The organism is Ensifer meliloti (genome assembly GCF_030064585.1).
GTDB lineage: Bacteria > Pseudomonadota > Alphaproteobacteria > Rhizobiales > Rhizobiaceae > Sinorhizobium > Sinorhizobium meliloti.
On record NZ_CP120364.1, the window covers coordinates 557,571 to 572,521 of the forward strand.

At 63.0% G+C, this 14,951-nt stretch carries 13 protein-coding genes; 1 reads left to right on the forward strand and 12 read right to left on the reverse strand.

The window, feature by feature from the left end:
• The 8 genes from PZL22_RS02495 to PZL22_RS02530 all read right to left on the reverse strand — a co-directional run bounded on the left by PZL22_RS02495 (position 1) and on the right by PZL22_RS02530 (position 8,750).
• On the reverse strand, positions 1 to 1,278 hold the full coding sequence (locus PZL22_RS02495) for a DUF763 domain-containing protein (protein ID WP_127515734.1): 1,278 nt from the start codon (positions 1,276 to 1,278) through the stop codon (positions 1 to 3).
• A gap of 300 nt (positions 1,279 to 1,578) precedes the next feature.
• Positions 1,579 to 2,016 (reverse strand): hypothetical protein, encoded by a 438-nt coding sequence (locus PZL22_RS02500; protein ID WP_003526251.1) that lies wholly within the window; start codon positions 2,014 to 2,016, stop codon positions 1,579 to 1,581.
• Between the two features lie 144 nt (positions 2,017 to 2,160).
• Positions 2,161 to 3,036, reverse strand: a complete 876-nt coding sequence (locus PZL22_RS02505; RefSeq protein WP_003526252.1) for a carbohydrate ABC transporter permease — start codon at positions 3,034 to 3,036, stop codon at positions 2,161 to 2,163.
• Positions 3,037 to 3,047: 11 nt separating this feature from the next.
• Positions 3,048 to 3,941, reverse strand: coding sequence for a carbohydrate ABC transporter permease (locus tag PZL22_RS02510; RefSeq protein ID WP_003526255.1), 894 nt, complete (start codon positions 3,939 to 3,941; stop codon positions 3,048 to 3,050).
• Positions 3,938 to 5,050 (reverse strand): ABC transporter ATP-binding protein, encoded by a 1,113-nt coding sequence (locus PZL22_RS02515; RefSeq protein ID WP_284718444.1) that lies wholly within the window; start codon positions 5,048 to 5,050, stop codon positions 3,938 to 3,940. Before PZL22_RS02515 ends, PZL22_RS02510 begins: the two co-directional genes overlap by 4 nt.
• A gap of 90 nt (positions 5,051 to 5,140) precedes the next feature.
• Positions 5,141 to 6,403 carry an ABC transporter substrate-binding protein gene (locus PZL22_RS02520; protein WP_127515735.1) on the reverse strand — a complete coding sequence of 421 codons (1,263 nt, stop codon included), beginning with the start codon at positions 6,401 to 6,403 and terminating at the stop codon, positions 5,141 to 5,143.
• A 35-nt stretch (positions 6,404 to 6,438) separates the two neighbouring features.
• Positions 6,439 to 7,374 (reverse strand): carbohydrate kinase family protein, encoded by a 936-nt coding sequence (locus PZL22_RS02525; protein ID WP_003526260.1) that lies wholly within the window; start codon positions 7,372 to 7,374, stop codon positions 6,439 to 6,441.
• The gene (locus tag PZL22_RS02530) at positions 7,365 to 8,750 is read right to left on the reverse strand and encodes a 6-phospho-beta-glucosidase (protein WP_284718445.1); all 1,386 of its coding nucleotides are present in this window, start codon (positions 8,748 to 8,750) and stop codon (positions 7,365 to 7,367) included. The genes PZL22_RS02525 and PZL22_RS02530 overlap by 10 nt, the downstream gene beginning before the upstream one ends.
• Positions 8,751 to 8,965: 215 nt before the next feature.
• On the opposite strand from PZL22_RS02530, the gene PZL22_RS02535 reads away from it, so the two are divergent.
• Positions 8,966 to 9,739, forward strand: a complete 774-nt coding sequence (locus PZL22_RS02535) for a GntR family transcriptional regulator (RefSeq protein ID WP_127615180.1) — start codon at positions 8,966 to 8,968, stop codon at positions 9,737 to 9,739.
• Positions 9,740 to 9,841: 102 nt separating this feature from the next.
• Here the strand turns inward: PZL22_RS02535 and PZL22_RS02540 are convergent, their stop codons facing one another.
• The 4 genes from PZL22_RS02540 to PZL22_RS02555 all read right to left on the reverse strand — a co-directional run bounded on the left by PZL22_RS02540 (position 9,842) and on the right by PZL22_RS02555 (position 14,812).
• Positions 9,842 to 11,161 carry an HlyD family type I secretion periplasmic adaptor subunit gene (locus tag PZL22_RS02540; RefSeq protein WP_003526269.1) on the reverse strand — a complete coding sequence of 440 codons (1,320 nt, stop codon included), beginning with the start codon at positions 11,159 to 11,161 and terminating at the stop codon, positions 9,842 to 9,844.
• Entirely contained in the window at positions 11,158 to 12,906 is a 1,749-nt protein-coding gene (locus PZL22_RS02545) for a type I secretion system permease/ATPase (RefSeq protein WP_003526273.1), read from the reverse strand. Before PZL22_RS02545 ends, PZL22_RS02540 begins: the two co-directional genes overlap by 4 nt.
• A gap of 257 nt (positions 12,907 to 13,163) precedes the next feature.
• Positions 13,164 to 13,508: a hypothetical protein gene (locus PZL22_RS02550; RefSeq protein WP_127594839.1), complete on the reverse strand. Its 345-nt coding sequence runs from the start codon at positions 13,506 to 13,508 to the stop codon at positions 13,164 to 13,166.
• A 206-nt stretch (positions 13,509 to 13,714) separates the two neighbouring features.
• Positions 13,715 to 14,812, reverse strand: a complete 1,098-nt coding sequence (locus PZL22_RS02555) for a DUF475 domain-containing protein (RefSeq protein ID WP_003526275.1) — start codon at positions 14,810 to 14,812, stop codon at positions 13,715 to 13,717.
• Positions 14,813 to 14,951 lie beyond the last annotated feature (139 nt).

Genomic DNA, 14,951 nt, shown 5'->3' on the forward strand with positions numbered 1-14,951 from the left:
TCAGCGCCGCGCGCGGTCGCCTGGCACCGCGGCGGTTGCCTCGTCGTCGTGCGGTTCCCAGCCGAATATGCTGCGCCCGCCGAAACGCGCGGAGTCCCTGAATTCGCCCGCGACGATCTCCTTGAGGTCGGGGCCCGTGACGTAGCGCTCCAGCCGGCGCGACTGCTCGTCGAGCCGCTTCAGCGCCGCAAGCTCTTCCTGGCGCCCGAGGCGGCCCTTGCTGACCGCTGATTTCATGATCCTGATCGTCTCGTCATAGACTTTCAACGGCACCGGGAACGGGTGGCGGTCCTTGCCGCCATGGGCGAGCGAAAAGCGGGCGGGGTCCGAGAACCTGCATGGCGTCCCGTGGACCACCTCCGCGACCATCGCCAGCGCCTTGACCGTCCGCGCGCCGACGCCTGGCACCAGCAGCAGGTCCTTGAAGTCCTCCGGACCACGGTCGGCGGCGGCGGCGAAGTTGCCGTGAAGGCGCCGGAGATTGACGTCGCTTTCGCGCACGTCGTGGTGGGTAGGCATGAAGAGATGCGGCAGCATCGGCTGTGCCAGCGCGGCCACAGGAGCCCCACGAGACTCGATCCGGGCGACCTCGCGCAGGAGCCCGTCGGGCCCGAGGGACTGGAGGAGATCGAGCTGCGCAGTCCGCGAGGCGGCGGCGCGGCGGTCGGCAAGATTGACGATCTCGCCCTGTTCTCTGCCTTCGATCGCGCTATGCGGCGCGTCGACGAAGCTTGTCAGGCCCTCCGAGAGCCAGTGATAGCGCCTCGCCTGCCGGCGGTCGCCGTTCATGCCCTGCTGGACGACCACCCACCTGGCATCGTCCGTGACGATGAAACCGTGCAGGTAGAGATCGAAGCCGTCCTGAACGGCGGCACTGTCGACCTTGGCGACGAGGCGGCTCGCTTCTGCCAATGCACCGCCATCGAAACCGACGCGATCGCCAATCGATATGAGTTCGCCCGGCGTCTTGCGGGAGTGCTGGCCGCGGCCGCCGCAGACATGGATGCCCAGCTCGCCGGCAACCGGGGTGAGACCGCGTTTCAACGCACCTATGACGCTCGTGGTGATACCGGAGGAATGCCAGTCCATGCCCATGACGGCGCCGAAAGACTGGAACCAGAACGGATGCGCCAGCCGCCTTAGAAACTCGTCGCGTCCATAGTGGTGAACGACCGCTTCGGTGACCAGCGCGCCGAGGCGCGTCATACGGTCGCCGAGCCATCGCGGCACGCGGCCGCCATGCAGCGGGAGATCCGCGTTGCCTGCTCTTTGAGCCATAGTGTTTCCGTTCGTCATCCCGGCCGACAGGGCGCGTCGCCATCCGGCGTCGCGTCGATCCACTTAACATAGTGGAATTTAGAGCACGAAGCGAAAAACGCAGACATGAGGGCGCGTTGTACGCGACGAAAGCCTTGAGATCGAGTTGCGATGCTGAGACGGCGACGCCGCGGATCGAAGGCAATCCGCCAGCCGGAGGGATGGGAGCACCACAGTGCGAGCGCGATTAGCCTTCGCACTGCAGCCCGCCTCCTCCGGCGGCCGCCTTCGATCACGACCCTCCGATATGCCGTCGCCTGCCTAGCCGACGAACATCTGGCGCAACCGAGCAAACAGGCCTGGCTGTTTCTCTACAAGCATTGCGCGGATGTGGCGGGCGGCCGTCGATGCGCTGACCGTCGCGCCGAAATGGCAATAGCAGATGACCTTATGTAATTGCTCGTCGCTCAGCTCGAAGAACCGCCTGGCTTCACCGTAGCTGTCGTTCTCCATCCCGGCAGTCCGGAGGACCGGATCCTCGAAGGCGACGGAGATCGGCGAACCGTCGCCGCGCATGGCCGCGCGGACTCTCGCTGGCTGATACTCTGTCTCGTGCAGCGTCGAAAGGCGTCTGTGAGGATCCCGTTCCAGGAGTTCCGCCCAACGCTCAAGGCGCTCCTTGCGCGATAACGTCCGTCGCGGCAGGTCCTGCTTGACCTCGGCGACGCCCTGTAACTGCTCGATTGCTTGGTGCTTCATTGCGACCTCCTACTCTAACGATAGTTGGTCCCCCAATTTCCACCTCGTAGGCCTGATCAGCGTGACTCCAACCGGTCGGGAAGTCCAATCACGAAAATAGATCATGCCAAATTTGGCGCATGACGTTGCCCGCCGCGGCGGTCGTCACCCCTTGACGGCGCCGGACGTCAACCCCGCCACGATCTTGCGCTGGAAGATCAGGACGAGAACGAGCAGCGGCAGCGTCACCGTGACGGACGCGGCCATGATCTGGCCGAACGGATATTCATAGCGGCTGCTGCCTGTCAGAAGGCCGATCGCTACCGGAACCGTCCGGTTCTCGTCGGTCAGGATGAAGGTGAGCGCAAAGAGGAATTCGTTCCATGCAAGGATGAACGACAGCAGACCGGTGCTGGCAATCGCAGGCCCCATCAGCGGCAGCAGCACGTGGGTGAGGATGCGCAGGCGCGAACAGCCGTCGATGAGCGCCGCCTCCTCCAATTCGCTCGGCAGGTCACGGATGAAGCTCGTCAGGATCCATGTCGTAAAGGGCAAAGTGAGAATGAGATAGGAGACGATCAGCGCCGACGGCCGATTGTAGAGCCCGAGCCATCCGATCACCTCGAACATTCCCGAAAGCACCACCACTTGCGGAAAGACCGAGATCATGAGAACGGCGATCAGAACAATGCGGCCCGGCGGGAAATGCAGGCGGCCGAGCGCGTAAGCCGCAAGAATGCCGATGACGAGGGAGATCGCGGTACTGACAAGCGCGACCACGCCGGAATTGACGAGCGCGCCCATGAATACCGGATTGTCGAACAATTGCCTGTAGTTGCTGAAATCGAGCGCCGGCAGCAGAGTGAACTGGTAAAGCGCCTGCCCCGTCTTGGTCGAGGAGACGATCGCCCAGTAATAGGGAAACAGCATGTAGACGAGGACGGCCGCCACGCCGGCATAGAGTCCGGCCGTCTTTACGCGGCGCAAGGTCCGGTAAGTCGCGTTCGAATAGCGCCTCGTGGTGACTGCGCTCACCGTCATCGATACCCCCCTCAGCCTGTCGCCCGATCGAGGCGCAAAAGCCCGACGATGACGATAGCGATCAGTCCGATGATCATGAACACCCAGGTGGAAGCAGCGGCTCCAAGGCCGAGGTCCTGAAAGCTGATGAGCTGGTCGCGCGCATAGATCGACATCGTCATCGTGTTTTCGTTGTTGGCCGCAAGCACGTAGCTCAGATCGAACATGCGGAGCGCGTCGAGCGTGCGGAAGAGTATCGCGACACCGATCGCCGGCGTCGCGAGCGGCAAGGTTATGGACCAGAAGCGTTTCCAGTGCGGCACGCCGGAAACGTCGGCTGCCTCGTAGATTTCCTCGGGGATCAGTTGCAGGCCGGCGAGAATGAGGAGCACCATGAACGGCGTCGTCACCCAGACATCGATGAAGATCACCGTCCCGAGGATCAGCGAAGGATCGGCTGTCCAGGCGACGCCGTTTTCGACGAGTCCCAACGCGACCAGGAGCTTGTTGATCAGGCCGAACTGATCGTTGAGCATCCATTCCCAGATCCGGGCCGAGACGACCATCGGCATCGCCCAGGGAATGAGGATCGCCGCCCGCACGATGCCGCGGCCGAGAAAAGCGCGGTGCAGGAGCAAGGCGATCGCAAGTCCGAGAAGCGTCTCCAACCCGACGGATACGAGCGTGAAGACGAGCGTGTTCCTGACCGCGCCCCAGAACACCGGATCTTCGGCGACTTCCACGAAGTTCTCGATACCCACGAATCCGTAGTCCGAAGGGGCGTCGAGATAAGCGTCGGTGAAGGAGAAGAAAATGCTGCGGGCGAGCGGCCATATCGCCACGGCCATCAGCGTCAGCAGCAACGGGAGCAGGAATATCCATGCGGTGCGGCGTTGCTGCCGCTCCATCCGGCGGGCGGCGTTCACGACGAGGCTCCAAGGGCCAATGAAACGCTCGCGCGGTGATCGATGCGCCGGCCATCCTCTCCGAAGAGGTAGAGACTTTCCGGTTGCCAGCTCAGGCCGACGGGGTCGCCGGGGGCGACTTGCGGTGGACTTCCCGTTGAACGAACCGTCCAGACCAGCGTCTCGGTGAGCCGCACATAGCAGACATATTCATAGCCGAGGTCCTCCATGCGCTCGAAGGTCCCGCGGATCGCACCTTTCGTTTCGGCACCGACAAGCTTCAAAGCCTCCGGCCGCAAGCCGATTTCGGCAGGCCTTCCTTCGGCCGCGACATACTCTGCGGCGTAGGCGAAGCCGCCGGCTCCCCTCAGAACCGTAGCGGCGGGGCCGGTCGCTTCGAGCGGGGCGAAATTCATTCTAGGGCTGCCGAGGAAGCCGGCAACGAAGCGATTTTCCGGCCGGTCGTAAAGCTCGCGCGGCCGCCCCACCTGCTCGATCTGCCCGTGGTTGAGAATGAGTATCCGATCGGCGAGCGTCATCGCTTCCGTCTGGTCGTGGGTGACATAGATCATCGTCGTCTTGACGTCGGCGTGCAGCTTGGCGATCTCGAAGCGCATTTCCATGCGCAGGTCCGCGTCGAGATTGGAAAGCGGCTCGTCGAAGAGGAAGACTTCCGGTTGGCCGACCAGCGCACGGCCGATCGCCACGCGTTGCCGCTGACCGCCGGAAAGCTGGCGCGGCCGACGCTCGAGCAGGTGACCGATCTTCAGCATGTCCGCGACCCTGGCGACACGGCGACGGATTTCATCCTTGCCGAGCCGCGCCGTTTCCAACGCAAAGCCGATGTTTCGCGCCACATTCATATGCGGGTAGAGCGCGTATGACTGGAAGACGAAGGCAAGTTCACGTTTGGACGCCGGCACGTCCGTCACCTGGTCGCCGCCGATAAACACGTCGCCGCCGGAAACCGGCACGAGGCCGGCGATCAGTCGCAGAAGCGTCGACTTTCCGCAACCGGATGGGCCGACGAAGACGACGAACTCCCCGTCCTCGATCTCGAGATCGATGGAGCGGATCACGTCATATGTGCCGAAGGTCTTGCTGACATTCTTCAGGGAGACCGAAGCCATTCCATTTCCCTTCCAGGCCTTTCGCGGCAGCGCGTCCAACGCAGCCGGTTCGATGAGGCGCCCCCGGCCGGGCCGCGGGCGCAGCTCTCGTCATTTCGCCTTCACGTCTCGCTCGAGGCGGCGCTCGAGGTCGGCGAGCTCCTTGGCGACATCGTCCTTGCCGGAGATGATGTCGTGAACGGCCCGGTAGAAGGTGCGGGAAACACGGTTATAGTTCTTGCCTGTCGCAGCCGACGGACGTGCGACCGATTCCTCGAAGGCGGTCTTCGCCATGCCGAGGAACGGGATCTTCGCCAGCACATCGGCGTCCTCGTAGAGCGGCTCGACGGTCGGATTGTAGCCGCCTTCGATCGCACGCATCTTCTGGTCTTCCGCGCCGACCATATAGCGCAGCAGCTCCGCTGCAAGCTCCGGCTTCTTGGAATATTTGGAGACGCCGAGATAGGCCGTGCCGAGCGCGCCGCTCGACTTCTGCCCTTCCGCACCGACGGGAAGCGCGCTCACTCCGACCTTACCGACGAGCTTGCCACCCTCGGCCTGCGATGTTCCCCAGACATAGGGCCAGTTGCGGTGGAAGACGGCATTACCGCTCTCGAAGAGGGCGCGTGAGTTCTCCTCGTCATAGTTCAAGACCCCCTCGGGCGAGATCGTACCGATCCAGCCGCGGGCACGGGTGAGCGCCGCCTCCGTCTGCGGATTGTTGATCGTCACCTCACCGTCGTCGGAGAGAATAGTGCCGCCGCCGGCGGAAGCGATCCACTCCAGAGCATCGCAGGTCAGGCCCTCATAGCTCCTGCCCTGCCAGGCATAGCCCCAGATGTCCGGGCTGCCGGCCTTGCGCTCCGCGTCCTGGATCTCCTTGGCTGTCGCCGTCAGCTCGTCCCAGGTCTTCGGCGGCTGCTTGCCGTATTTCTCCAGAAGGTCCTTGCGGTAGAACATGAGGCCCGTATCGATGTAGAAGGGCATCGACAGGAGCTTGCCGTCGAGGCGCGCCGCATCCGCGGCAGAGGCGAAATGCGCCGTAACCTCGTTCTCGGGTACGAGAGAGGTCAGGTCGAGGAGATGATCCTTGAACATGCCGAGCCAGATGACGTCGATATAGAGGACATCCATGTCCGACGACTGGGCCGCGAACAATTGCTGATAGATCGGAATGGCGTCGTCGAGGTTCTGTGGCATCCGGTTGAGCTTCACCTCGTGCCCGGTGTCTTTCGTCCATTTCTGGACGGCCTTCTCGCATAGTTCGTAGTCGGTCGCCGAACAGAACATCGACACGGTGTCCGCCTTTGCCGGAAAGGCCGATGCGACGGCAAAAACGGTCATGCCTGCGAGTGTTTTCAACATATGCTTCATGTTCGTTCCCTCATTTGTTCTCTTGTGAACGCAAGCTATATCGCAGCCTCCCGCCGCCGATATTTCGTCAGATCCTCTTTGAAAGGCAGGTTGCGGCCGCCATATCCCGTTACCGCCAGCGAGCCGCAGATCACGCCGAGCTCGATCGCGCCGCCGATGTCGGGCTCGGTCAGAAGCCCGTGAGCGAAGCCGGCGTTGAAACAGTCGCCTGCGCCCGTGGTATCGAAGGCCTCGACGGCAAGCGCCGGCACACGAGTCGTCCGGCCCTTTGAGGAAGCGATCGCTCCATCCGCTCCGCATTTGACCACGACGGTCGGGCAGAAGCGTGCGATCGACGATAGCGCACGCTCCACGTCCTCCTCGCCCGTCAGCGCCTTCGTTTCCGATGCGTTCGGCAGAAAGACGTCGATCAGTCCCAGCATCTCCTCCATTCCGGGCGTCGAGAGCCGATAGTCGACATGCTGGCAGTCGGAACAGACGGTGATCCCGAGTTCGCGCGCGGCCTCGATCAGCCGCCGTCTTTCAGTGTCGAGCGAGAACCCCTGCAGAAGCAGTATGCGCGGCCTGATCCGCGCCAGATCCTCCGGCGTCGGCAAGGGATCCGGCTCTTCGGCATAGCTGATGAAGCCGCGGTCATGCACGAAAGAAAAGGCTGCACTCACGCGGCGCAGCGGCCTGTCGAGATGGATGAAGAGGCGATCGTCGATATTCTCGCGGCGGGCTTCCTCGAGGATCATGCGGCTGAAGATATCGTTGCCGAACTGGCACCACCAGCCGGCACTCGTTCCAAGCCGCGCGAATGCCAGCGCCGTCGAATAGGCCGCACCCGGCACCCACTCGAATTCCTCCGCCCAGAGATCGGCGCTGATCTTCGGCACCTCCGGGAGGCCACGGAAGATCAGGTCGAAGTAGTATTCTCCGACCACCATCACGTCATGGCGCGAACCGGGGCCGGCGCCGTTCACGACCATTCCCCTGCGAATTCCGCGTGTGCCGCCAGATATTCATCGACCAGTGGCACGGCGCGCGAATAGGAAAGCACAAGAGGGTGAGCCATGAGCGCCTGGACCGCAAGATCGCGGCTGCGTTCCCTGATCGCCCGCACGGCCAGCCGTTCGTAGCGTTTCACATTGTGGACGATCTGCGACTGCGCTTCCGGCATCGCACCGATCTTCAGCGGCCGGATACCTTCCCCATCGACCACGCAGCTCACCTCGATGACATCGTCGTCCCGCAAGCCTTCGATGGCGCCTTCGTTACGCACGTTAAGACCGGTGTAGCAGGGTTTGCCGGTCTCAAGCGCATCAACCAGATTGAGCGCGACGCCGGCATAGCCCTCGCCCTCCTCTCCCGTCTCGGCGGCAGCAAGGCCTTCGACCAGCCGGTCGGCCTCTTCCATGCTGAGGGCGTCCGTCAGCGCATAATGCATATAGGTGGCGTTGCGACGCCGCTCGTAGGCGTAATAGGCGGCGAGCGCCGCCTCCGCGTCGGCATTCAAATCCATCGCGCTAAGCCGCGTGATCAGCGCTGCGTTCAGGTCCTTGACCTCCTCGCCGCGCGTGCGCGCATCGGCCTTGAGCGCTTCGACCGCCTTCTCCGCATAATAGTAATAGTAGAGATATTCGTTGATCCAGTTGCGCTGGCTTCTGATGAGGCTCGCATCGAACATGCGCTGCGAGGTGGAGCGAAGAAAGCCGTCGTCATCGAGCAGAGGCTGAAGCACTTCCTTGCCGTCAATTGTCGCGCGCCTGGTAAAGGACAGATGATTGAGCCCATAGACCTCGCAGCGCACGTCGTTCTGCTGCACCTTGTGCCAGTGCGCCAGCGCCTCCTGCGCACCGTTCGCCCCATCACAGATGCCGACGGTGCGACGATAGCCCTCGTTCTGGAGGGCCTGAGTCACGAGTCCCGCCGGATTGGTGAAGTTGAACAGCCACGCATCGGGACTGACCTTCTTCAGGATCTCGGCATATTTCAGGATGACCGGAATGCTGCGAAGCGCCATGGCAAAGCCGCCGGGACCGGTGGTTTCCTGGCCAAGCACCCCATGGGCCAGCGCAATGCGCTCGTCCTTGATACGCCCATCCTCATTGCCGGGGCGAACCGTCGTGACGACATAGCGCGCGCCGTCGAGCGCGCGTTCGGCGTCGGCCGCCATGGTGATCCGGACCGGGGACTGCATGCGCCGCGCCAGTTCCTGGCTTATGCGCCCGAAAAGCTCGAGTTTGCGCTCGTTGATGTCCTGCAGGCAGATCTCGGTTAGGCCGCTTCTCTCCGCGCGCCTGAGCGCCGAACCGACAAAAAGGGGTGCCCGGACTCCGCCGCCGCCGATCAAGGTCAGTTTCATTCTTTACTCCGCCGTTCCGATCGTGGTATCGCTACTGGATATAACCAGTTATGTCAATTCGCGGAAGAAGCCGTTTTCCCTGTTTTCCACTGCGGGCCGCAGGGATAGTCAGCGGCGCCTGCCGGCGAACCGAAAAGCCGCTTGGCCCTTGTCTTCGGTCGGGCAGGGTGCAATGCAAATGAACATCCGGAAACCGGCGGCTGAAACAAGAGAGCATGGCACGACAAGCAAACCTACCGGACGAAAGCCCGATCGATCGCAACCATCCGGATGCGCTTTACGCACAGCTGCGAAACCTTCTGAGAGGCATGATCGAGCGGCGCGAGCTGGCAGTGAACGATAAGCTCCCTTCCGAGCGGGAGCTGGTGGCCGCCTACGGCGTCAGCCGCATCACCGTGCGCCAGGCGATCAAGGAACTCGAAAATCTCGGCTACCTGCAGACGCGGCCCGGAAAGGGCATCTACGTGACCGCGCCCGCCCCGTTTTACGAACTGGAAGTCGTTCGCAGCTTCACCCAGACAGCCCAAGCAAACAATCGCAAGCCCGGCATGCGGCTCCTCAAGGCGGAGATTGTCCGGGCCGATACGGAGGTCGCAAGACCGCTTTCGCTGCCGACCGGCGCCGAAGTGGTCTTTTTGGAGAGGCTGCGCCTTCTCGACGATTTACCGGTGGTCGTGCAGCGGGATTGGTTCTCCGCCTCGCTCGCGCCCGGCATTCTCGACATCGACTGGACGGTCGAGAACAGGTCGCTTTACGGCGAATTCGAGAACCGCTACGGCATCGTCCCGACGCGCGGACAATCGACCTTGAGCGCGAGGCTAGCATCCGACCTCGAGGCGTCCCTACTCCAACTCGAGCGGCCGGCGGCCGTCCTGACGCTCGATCAGATCGCCTATGACAATCACAACCATACCGTCAATATCAGCGCGGCAGCCTATCATCCAACCCGCTATCCGCTCTCGCTGAGGCAGTCGCACCGGCGCTTCTAGAGCACTTCAGAAACGTGTGTAGCGGTTTTCCCTCCGGAAGTGCGTAGTATCAAAGCGTTAGAGCAACTCCGGGAAACGTCTAATACCGCCCTCCCGCCAGCCTCAATCTTCCCGGAAGGCATGCCGCATCTGGTCGGTAAGGGGCTTGGTCAGATAGGAGATGACCGTCCGGTCAGCGATCTTGATGAACACCTCGGCCGGCATGCCGGGATAGAGCGAAAGGCCCTTCAGCTTGGCGAGGCTCTCCGCTTTCGGCCGGATGCGCAGCGGGTAGTAGCTGGCGCCGGTGCGCTCGTCGGTGACGAGATCAGGAGCGACGGTCACGACTTCGGCTTCGACCTCCGGCGTGGTGCGCTGGTTGAAGGCGCTGAAGCGGATTTCGACCGGCTGGCCGACACGGATCTGGTCGATGTCATGGGTCGCTACCTTCGCCTCGACCGTCAGGTCCTCGGCCTCCGGCACGACAAGCATCAGCGTTTCGCCCGGATTGATGACGCCGTTGACCGTATGGATCGCCAGTTGGTAGATGCGCCCGGGAAGCGGCGCGGTAATATCGAGGCGGCGCAGCTGGTCGGTCGCGGCGGTGCGGCGCTCCTCATATTCGGCGATCTTCGCCTCGACGTCCGTCAGTTCCTTCGATATCTCGCTGCGCCGGTCCTCGTCCAGCTGCAGGATCTGCAGGTCGATCTCGCTCGACTTGCCGCGGGCCTGGGCCCGGGCGGCGATGTGCCTGCCGCGTCCACCCTCGAGCTCCGCCCGCTGGCGCTTCAGCGTCGTTACCCGCTGCATCGGCACGAGCCCCTGGCCGAAAAGCGAATCGACCCCGGTCAGTTCCTCCGCAATCAGCTTCAGCGCCTCCTCGATCGCGTTCAACTGGACCGTGAGCCCCTCGACCTCATCGGCGAGCTGCGCCTTTCTCGAATCGAGCTGTCCCTTCATGCCCGAGAGCGCCGACCGGCGGCTCGCAAAGAGCCGCTGTTCGCCCTCTATGAGCTTCGCCGCCGCCGTGCCGGGGATGAACTCGGCAAGATCCTCTTCGATTTCGAAGGATGCGGCGCCGATCCGCTCGGCCTGCAGCCGGGCGCGTCGGGCGTAGAACTGCGCCAGCGTGCTTTCGATGATCGCCAGATTGGCGCGCACGGTCGTACCGTCCAGGCGGATCAGCACCTGGCCCGCCTCGACGCGATCGCCCTCCTTGACCAGGAGTTCGCCGACGATGCCGCCGGTCAGATGCTGGACTTTCTTGACGTTGTCGTCGACGATCACGACACCGCCGGCAACGATGGCGCTCGACAGCTCCGTCGTCGCGGCCCAGCCGCCGACGCCGGCGACGAGGGCAAGCGCAAGGACCGAGACGCCGATCAAATGGCGGGAGAGCGACCGACGTGCAGTCGGCTTCTGCTGCTGGAGCCATCCTTTCATTGCTTCGCCTCCTGCCCCTCTGCAACGACTTTCAGGGCATTCTGTCGCTCCACCTGTTGCGGGCGAAGTACCTGGCCGAGAACTTGCTCCTTCGGCCCGTAGGCCTGCATGCGGCCCTCGTTCATCATCAGCACGAGATCGACGCTTGCAAGCGCACTCGGCCGATGGGCGACGACGATGACGATGCCGCCGCGGCTGCGCACGCTCATGATCGCTTCGCTGAGCGCCTGCTCGCCCTCCGCATCGAGATTGGAATTCGGCTCGTCGAGAACGACGAGGAAGGGATCGCCGTAAAGGGCCCGCGCCAGAGCCACCCGTTGACGCTGGCCGGCCGACAGCGTCATGCCGCCATCGCCGATTTCGGTGTCATAGCCGTTCGGCAGGCGCAGGATCAGGTCGTTGACACGCGCCGCCTTGGCGGCGGCGACGATCGCCTCCGATGTCGCGTCTTCGGCAAAGCGGCAGATGTTCTGCGCGATCGTCCCGGCGAACAGTTCCACGTCCTGCGGCAGGTATCCGACATGTCTGCCGAGCGCGTCGCTGTCCCACTGGTCGAGCGCCGCGCCGTCGAGCCGAACGGAACCGCGATAGGCGGGCCAGATGCCCAGGATGGCGCGCGCCAAGGACGATTTTCCCGAGGCACTCGGGCCGATAACGCCGACGGCGCCGCCTGCACGGACGGTGAAGTTCACATCAGAGACGATGAGGCGCTGCGCCGCTGGCGGACCGCTTGCCAGCCCCTCGACCGTAAGGCGTTCGTGCGGGTCCGGAAGCTGGAGCGGCGCATCGGCTTCCGGCAGGGCTTTGAGCAATTCCTTGAGACGCTGCCAGCTCTGACGCGCGGCGACAAGACCGCGCCAATTGCCGATCGCAAGTTCCACGGGTGCAAGAGCCCGGGCCGTCAGGATCGAGCCGGCGATGATGATGCCGGGCGAAGCCTCGCCGCGGATCACCAGAACGGCGCCGGCCGCCAAAACGCCGGATTGCAGCGCCATGCGGAAGACCTTCGACAACGCGCCGTAGCCGTTGCCGATGTCGGACGTACGCCGGTTCTCGTCGCGGAACTCCGTATTGCGGCGCTCCCACAGCGCGGTGAGCCGCGCGGACATGCCCATGGCATGCACTACCTCGGCATTGCGCTGGGAGGCCTGAGCGAAGACGTTGCGCAGCCCCCCGGCTTCGGACGCTTTCTTGGCAGGCGCCTGCGTGCCGCGGTTGGTGAGATAGGTGAGCAACGTCAGGATCAACCCGCCGATGATCGCGATCAATCCGATGACCGGGTGAAAGAGAAAACAAATCGCGATGTAGAAAGGTAGCCAGGGCAGGTCGAAGAGCGCCGCCGGACCGACACCCGACAGGAACGACCGGACCTGATCGAAGTCGCGCAGCGCCTGGAGGCCGTCTCCCTGCATTCTGAGCTTCAACGGCGCCTTCACGATGGCGCGGTAAATGCGTCCGTTCAGGCTCTCATCGAGCGCGCCGGCGATGCGCACCAGCATCCGCCCGCGGATGAGCTCGAAGGCTCCCTGAAAGGCATAAAGCAACAGCGCGAGAAGAGAGAGCGCAATCAACGACGGAATGCTGCGGCTCGGCAGGATCCGATCGTAGACTTCGAGCATGAAGAACGAACCGGTGAGATAGAGAAGATTGACGAGCGCGCTGGCGACGCCGACGCCGATAAAGGCCGCCCGGCAATCGCGAAGCGCGGCGGCTGGATCGGCATTCCTGCCCTTGGATGTAGCCATGAACTCAGGCACCGGCTGATGTCTCGCTATCGGGTTTCAGGTGCATGTGGCCCCTTCTCTCTTGCTCCGCCGCCGAACACCGGAGACCGGTCATCCGCATCGACGCTTTTTGTCTCGCTGTCTGGATCGTGCCGGCTCATACTTCAAAAGCTCGCAAGGAAGAGTTGTTCCCCGAAATACAATGATGTACGCCAAACTTGCTTAATTGACTACCGGGCACTGCGAATCCCGCGCTTTGCCGCCGGCATTCGGCGCCATCACTCCATCGAAGCAGCGGCCTCGGCCAGAGGGGCGGACTCGGTCGGAGGCGCAGGCGCGTCCGCCGCTGCCAGAGGGCTTCCCTCGATGCTGCCGCCCCTTCCCCATGTCGCGGCAAGGCTCATCAGTTCCTCCATTTCCCGCCGAAGCCGATGCCATGCCAGGATGTCGTCCGCGTGCGTCGCATTCGTGCGCGGATCATAGAAGCGGTCTATCTCGTCGCCGGCGCTTCTGCGGGCGGCCTCGAGCCGCCCCTTCAAGGCGCCCGACTCCTCCTTCAGCGAAAAATACCGGCGCATTACCGCAATCAGGGCAAGATCGTTCGGACTGGCGTTCACAAGCATTCCTCCGCATAATTTCTTCAGCCCGACGGCGCAGGGGCTCGCGGCCGGCAGGGCCGGCCCCAATTGCCCAAGACTTTGGCCCTTTTCCGGCAAGACAGGAGAAAATACGGCGCACGAAAAAGAACGACCCGGCGGAATTTCCGCCGGGTCGTTCCTTGTCCTGATGAGGCCTTTCGGCCGGATGGGTCCAGGGGCCCGGGTCTGGCTCAGGCCTCGACGCGTCTGCGCCCGCGCGTGTCGTCCTCGTCCTGCTCCATTTCCCACCTGTTGTGCCGGATCGAAGACCAGAGCGAAAGACCTATGAGGCCCGCCCCGCCGAGGCCGGTAATGACTTCGGGAATGTGGATCAGCGTCTGGAAGTACATGACCACGGAAAGGATCAGGATTGCGTAGAAGGCGCCGTGCTCCAGGTAACGGTATTCACTGAGCGTGCCCTTCTCGACCAGCATGATCGTCATTGAGCGGACATACATCGCCCCGATGCCGAGCCCGATGGCGATGATGAAAAGGTTCTGGGTCAGAGCGAAAGCGCCGATGACCCCGTCGAAGGAGAAGCTGGCGTCGAGCACTTCCAGATAAAGGAAAGCCCCGAAGCCCCCCTTCGCCGCAGCGCTCATCGTCTGCTGAGAGGCGTCGAGCAGACCGCCGACCACCTCGACCGCCAGGAAGGTGAGGAGGCCGTAAACGCAGGCATGAACGAAGACCACGGCTTCTTCCGCTTCGAGCAGCCTCGAAAAGCCGAGTATGAGCGCAAGCACGAAGGCAATCTCGACGCCCTTGATGGTCGCAAAGCGTGCCATCCGGCTCTCCAGCCATGCGATCCAGTGCACGTCCTTCTCATGATCGAAGAAGTAGGTGAGACCGACCATCATCAGGAACGTACCGCCGAACGCGGCGATCGGCAGATGCGCCTCGTGCATGATCCGGGAGTATTCCTCGGGCCGGGACGCGGCGAGAATCACGGCATCGATCGGACCGATACCCGCGGCGATGACCACGATCAGCAGCGGAAAGACGATGCGCATGCCGAAAACGGCGATGAGAATGCCCCAGGTCAGGAAGCGTTGCTGCCAGACGGGAGTCATGTCCTTGAGCTTGTTGGCATTGACGATGGCGTTGTCGAAGGACAACGAGATTTCCAGGACGGCAAGCACGGTGCAGATGAAGAACACCGTCATCATTCCGCCGATGGTGCCGGTCGACTGCCAGCCGAGCCATCCGCCAAGCAGAAGCCCGGCAGCCGTAACGATGAACGCCCATTTGAAATAACCGAGGGCGGGTGTCTGTGTGCTGGATCCGGTCATGGGCGAACCTCCCCTCCACGCGCTGTGGAAGCGTTGGCGAAAGGGAGATTTCCGGAGACAAAAAAACGCACGGCCGTATGGGCACATGCGTGAGGCATGAGATCAGTTTTCATGGTAGCTATATCCGCCGGCGTGACTT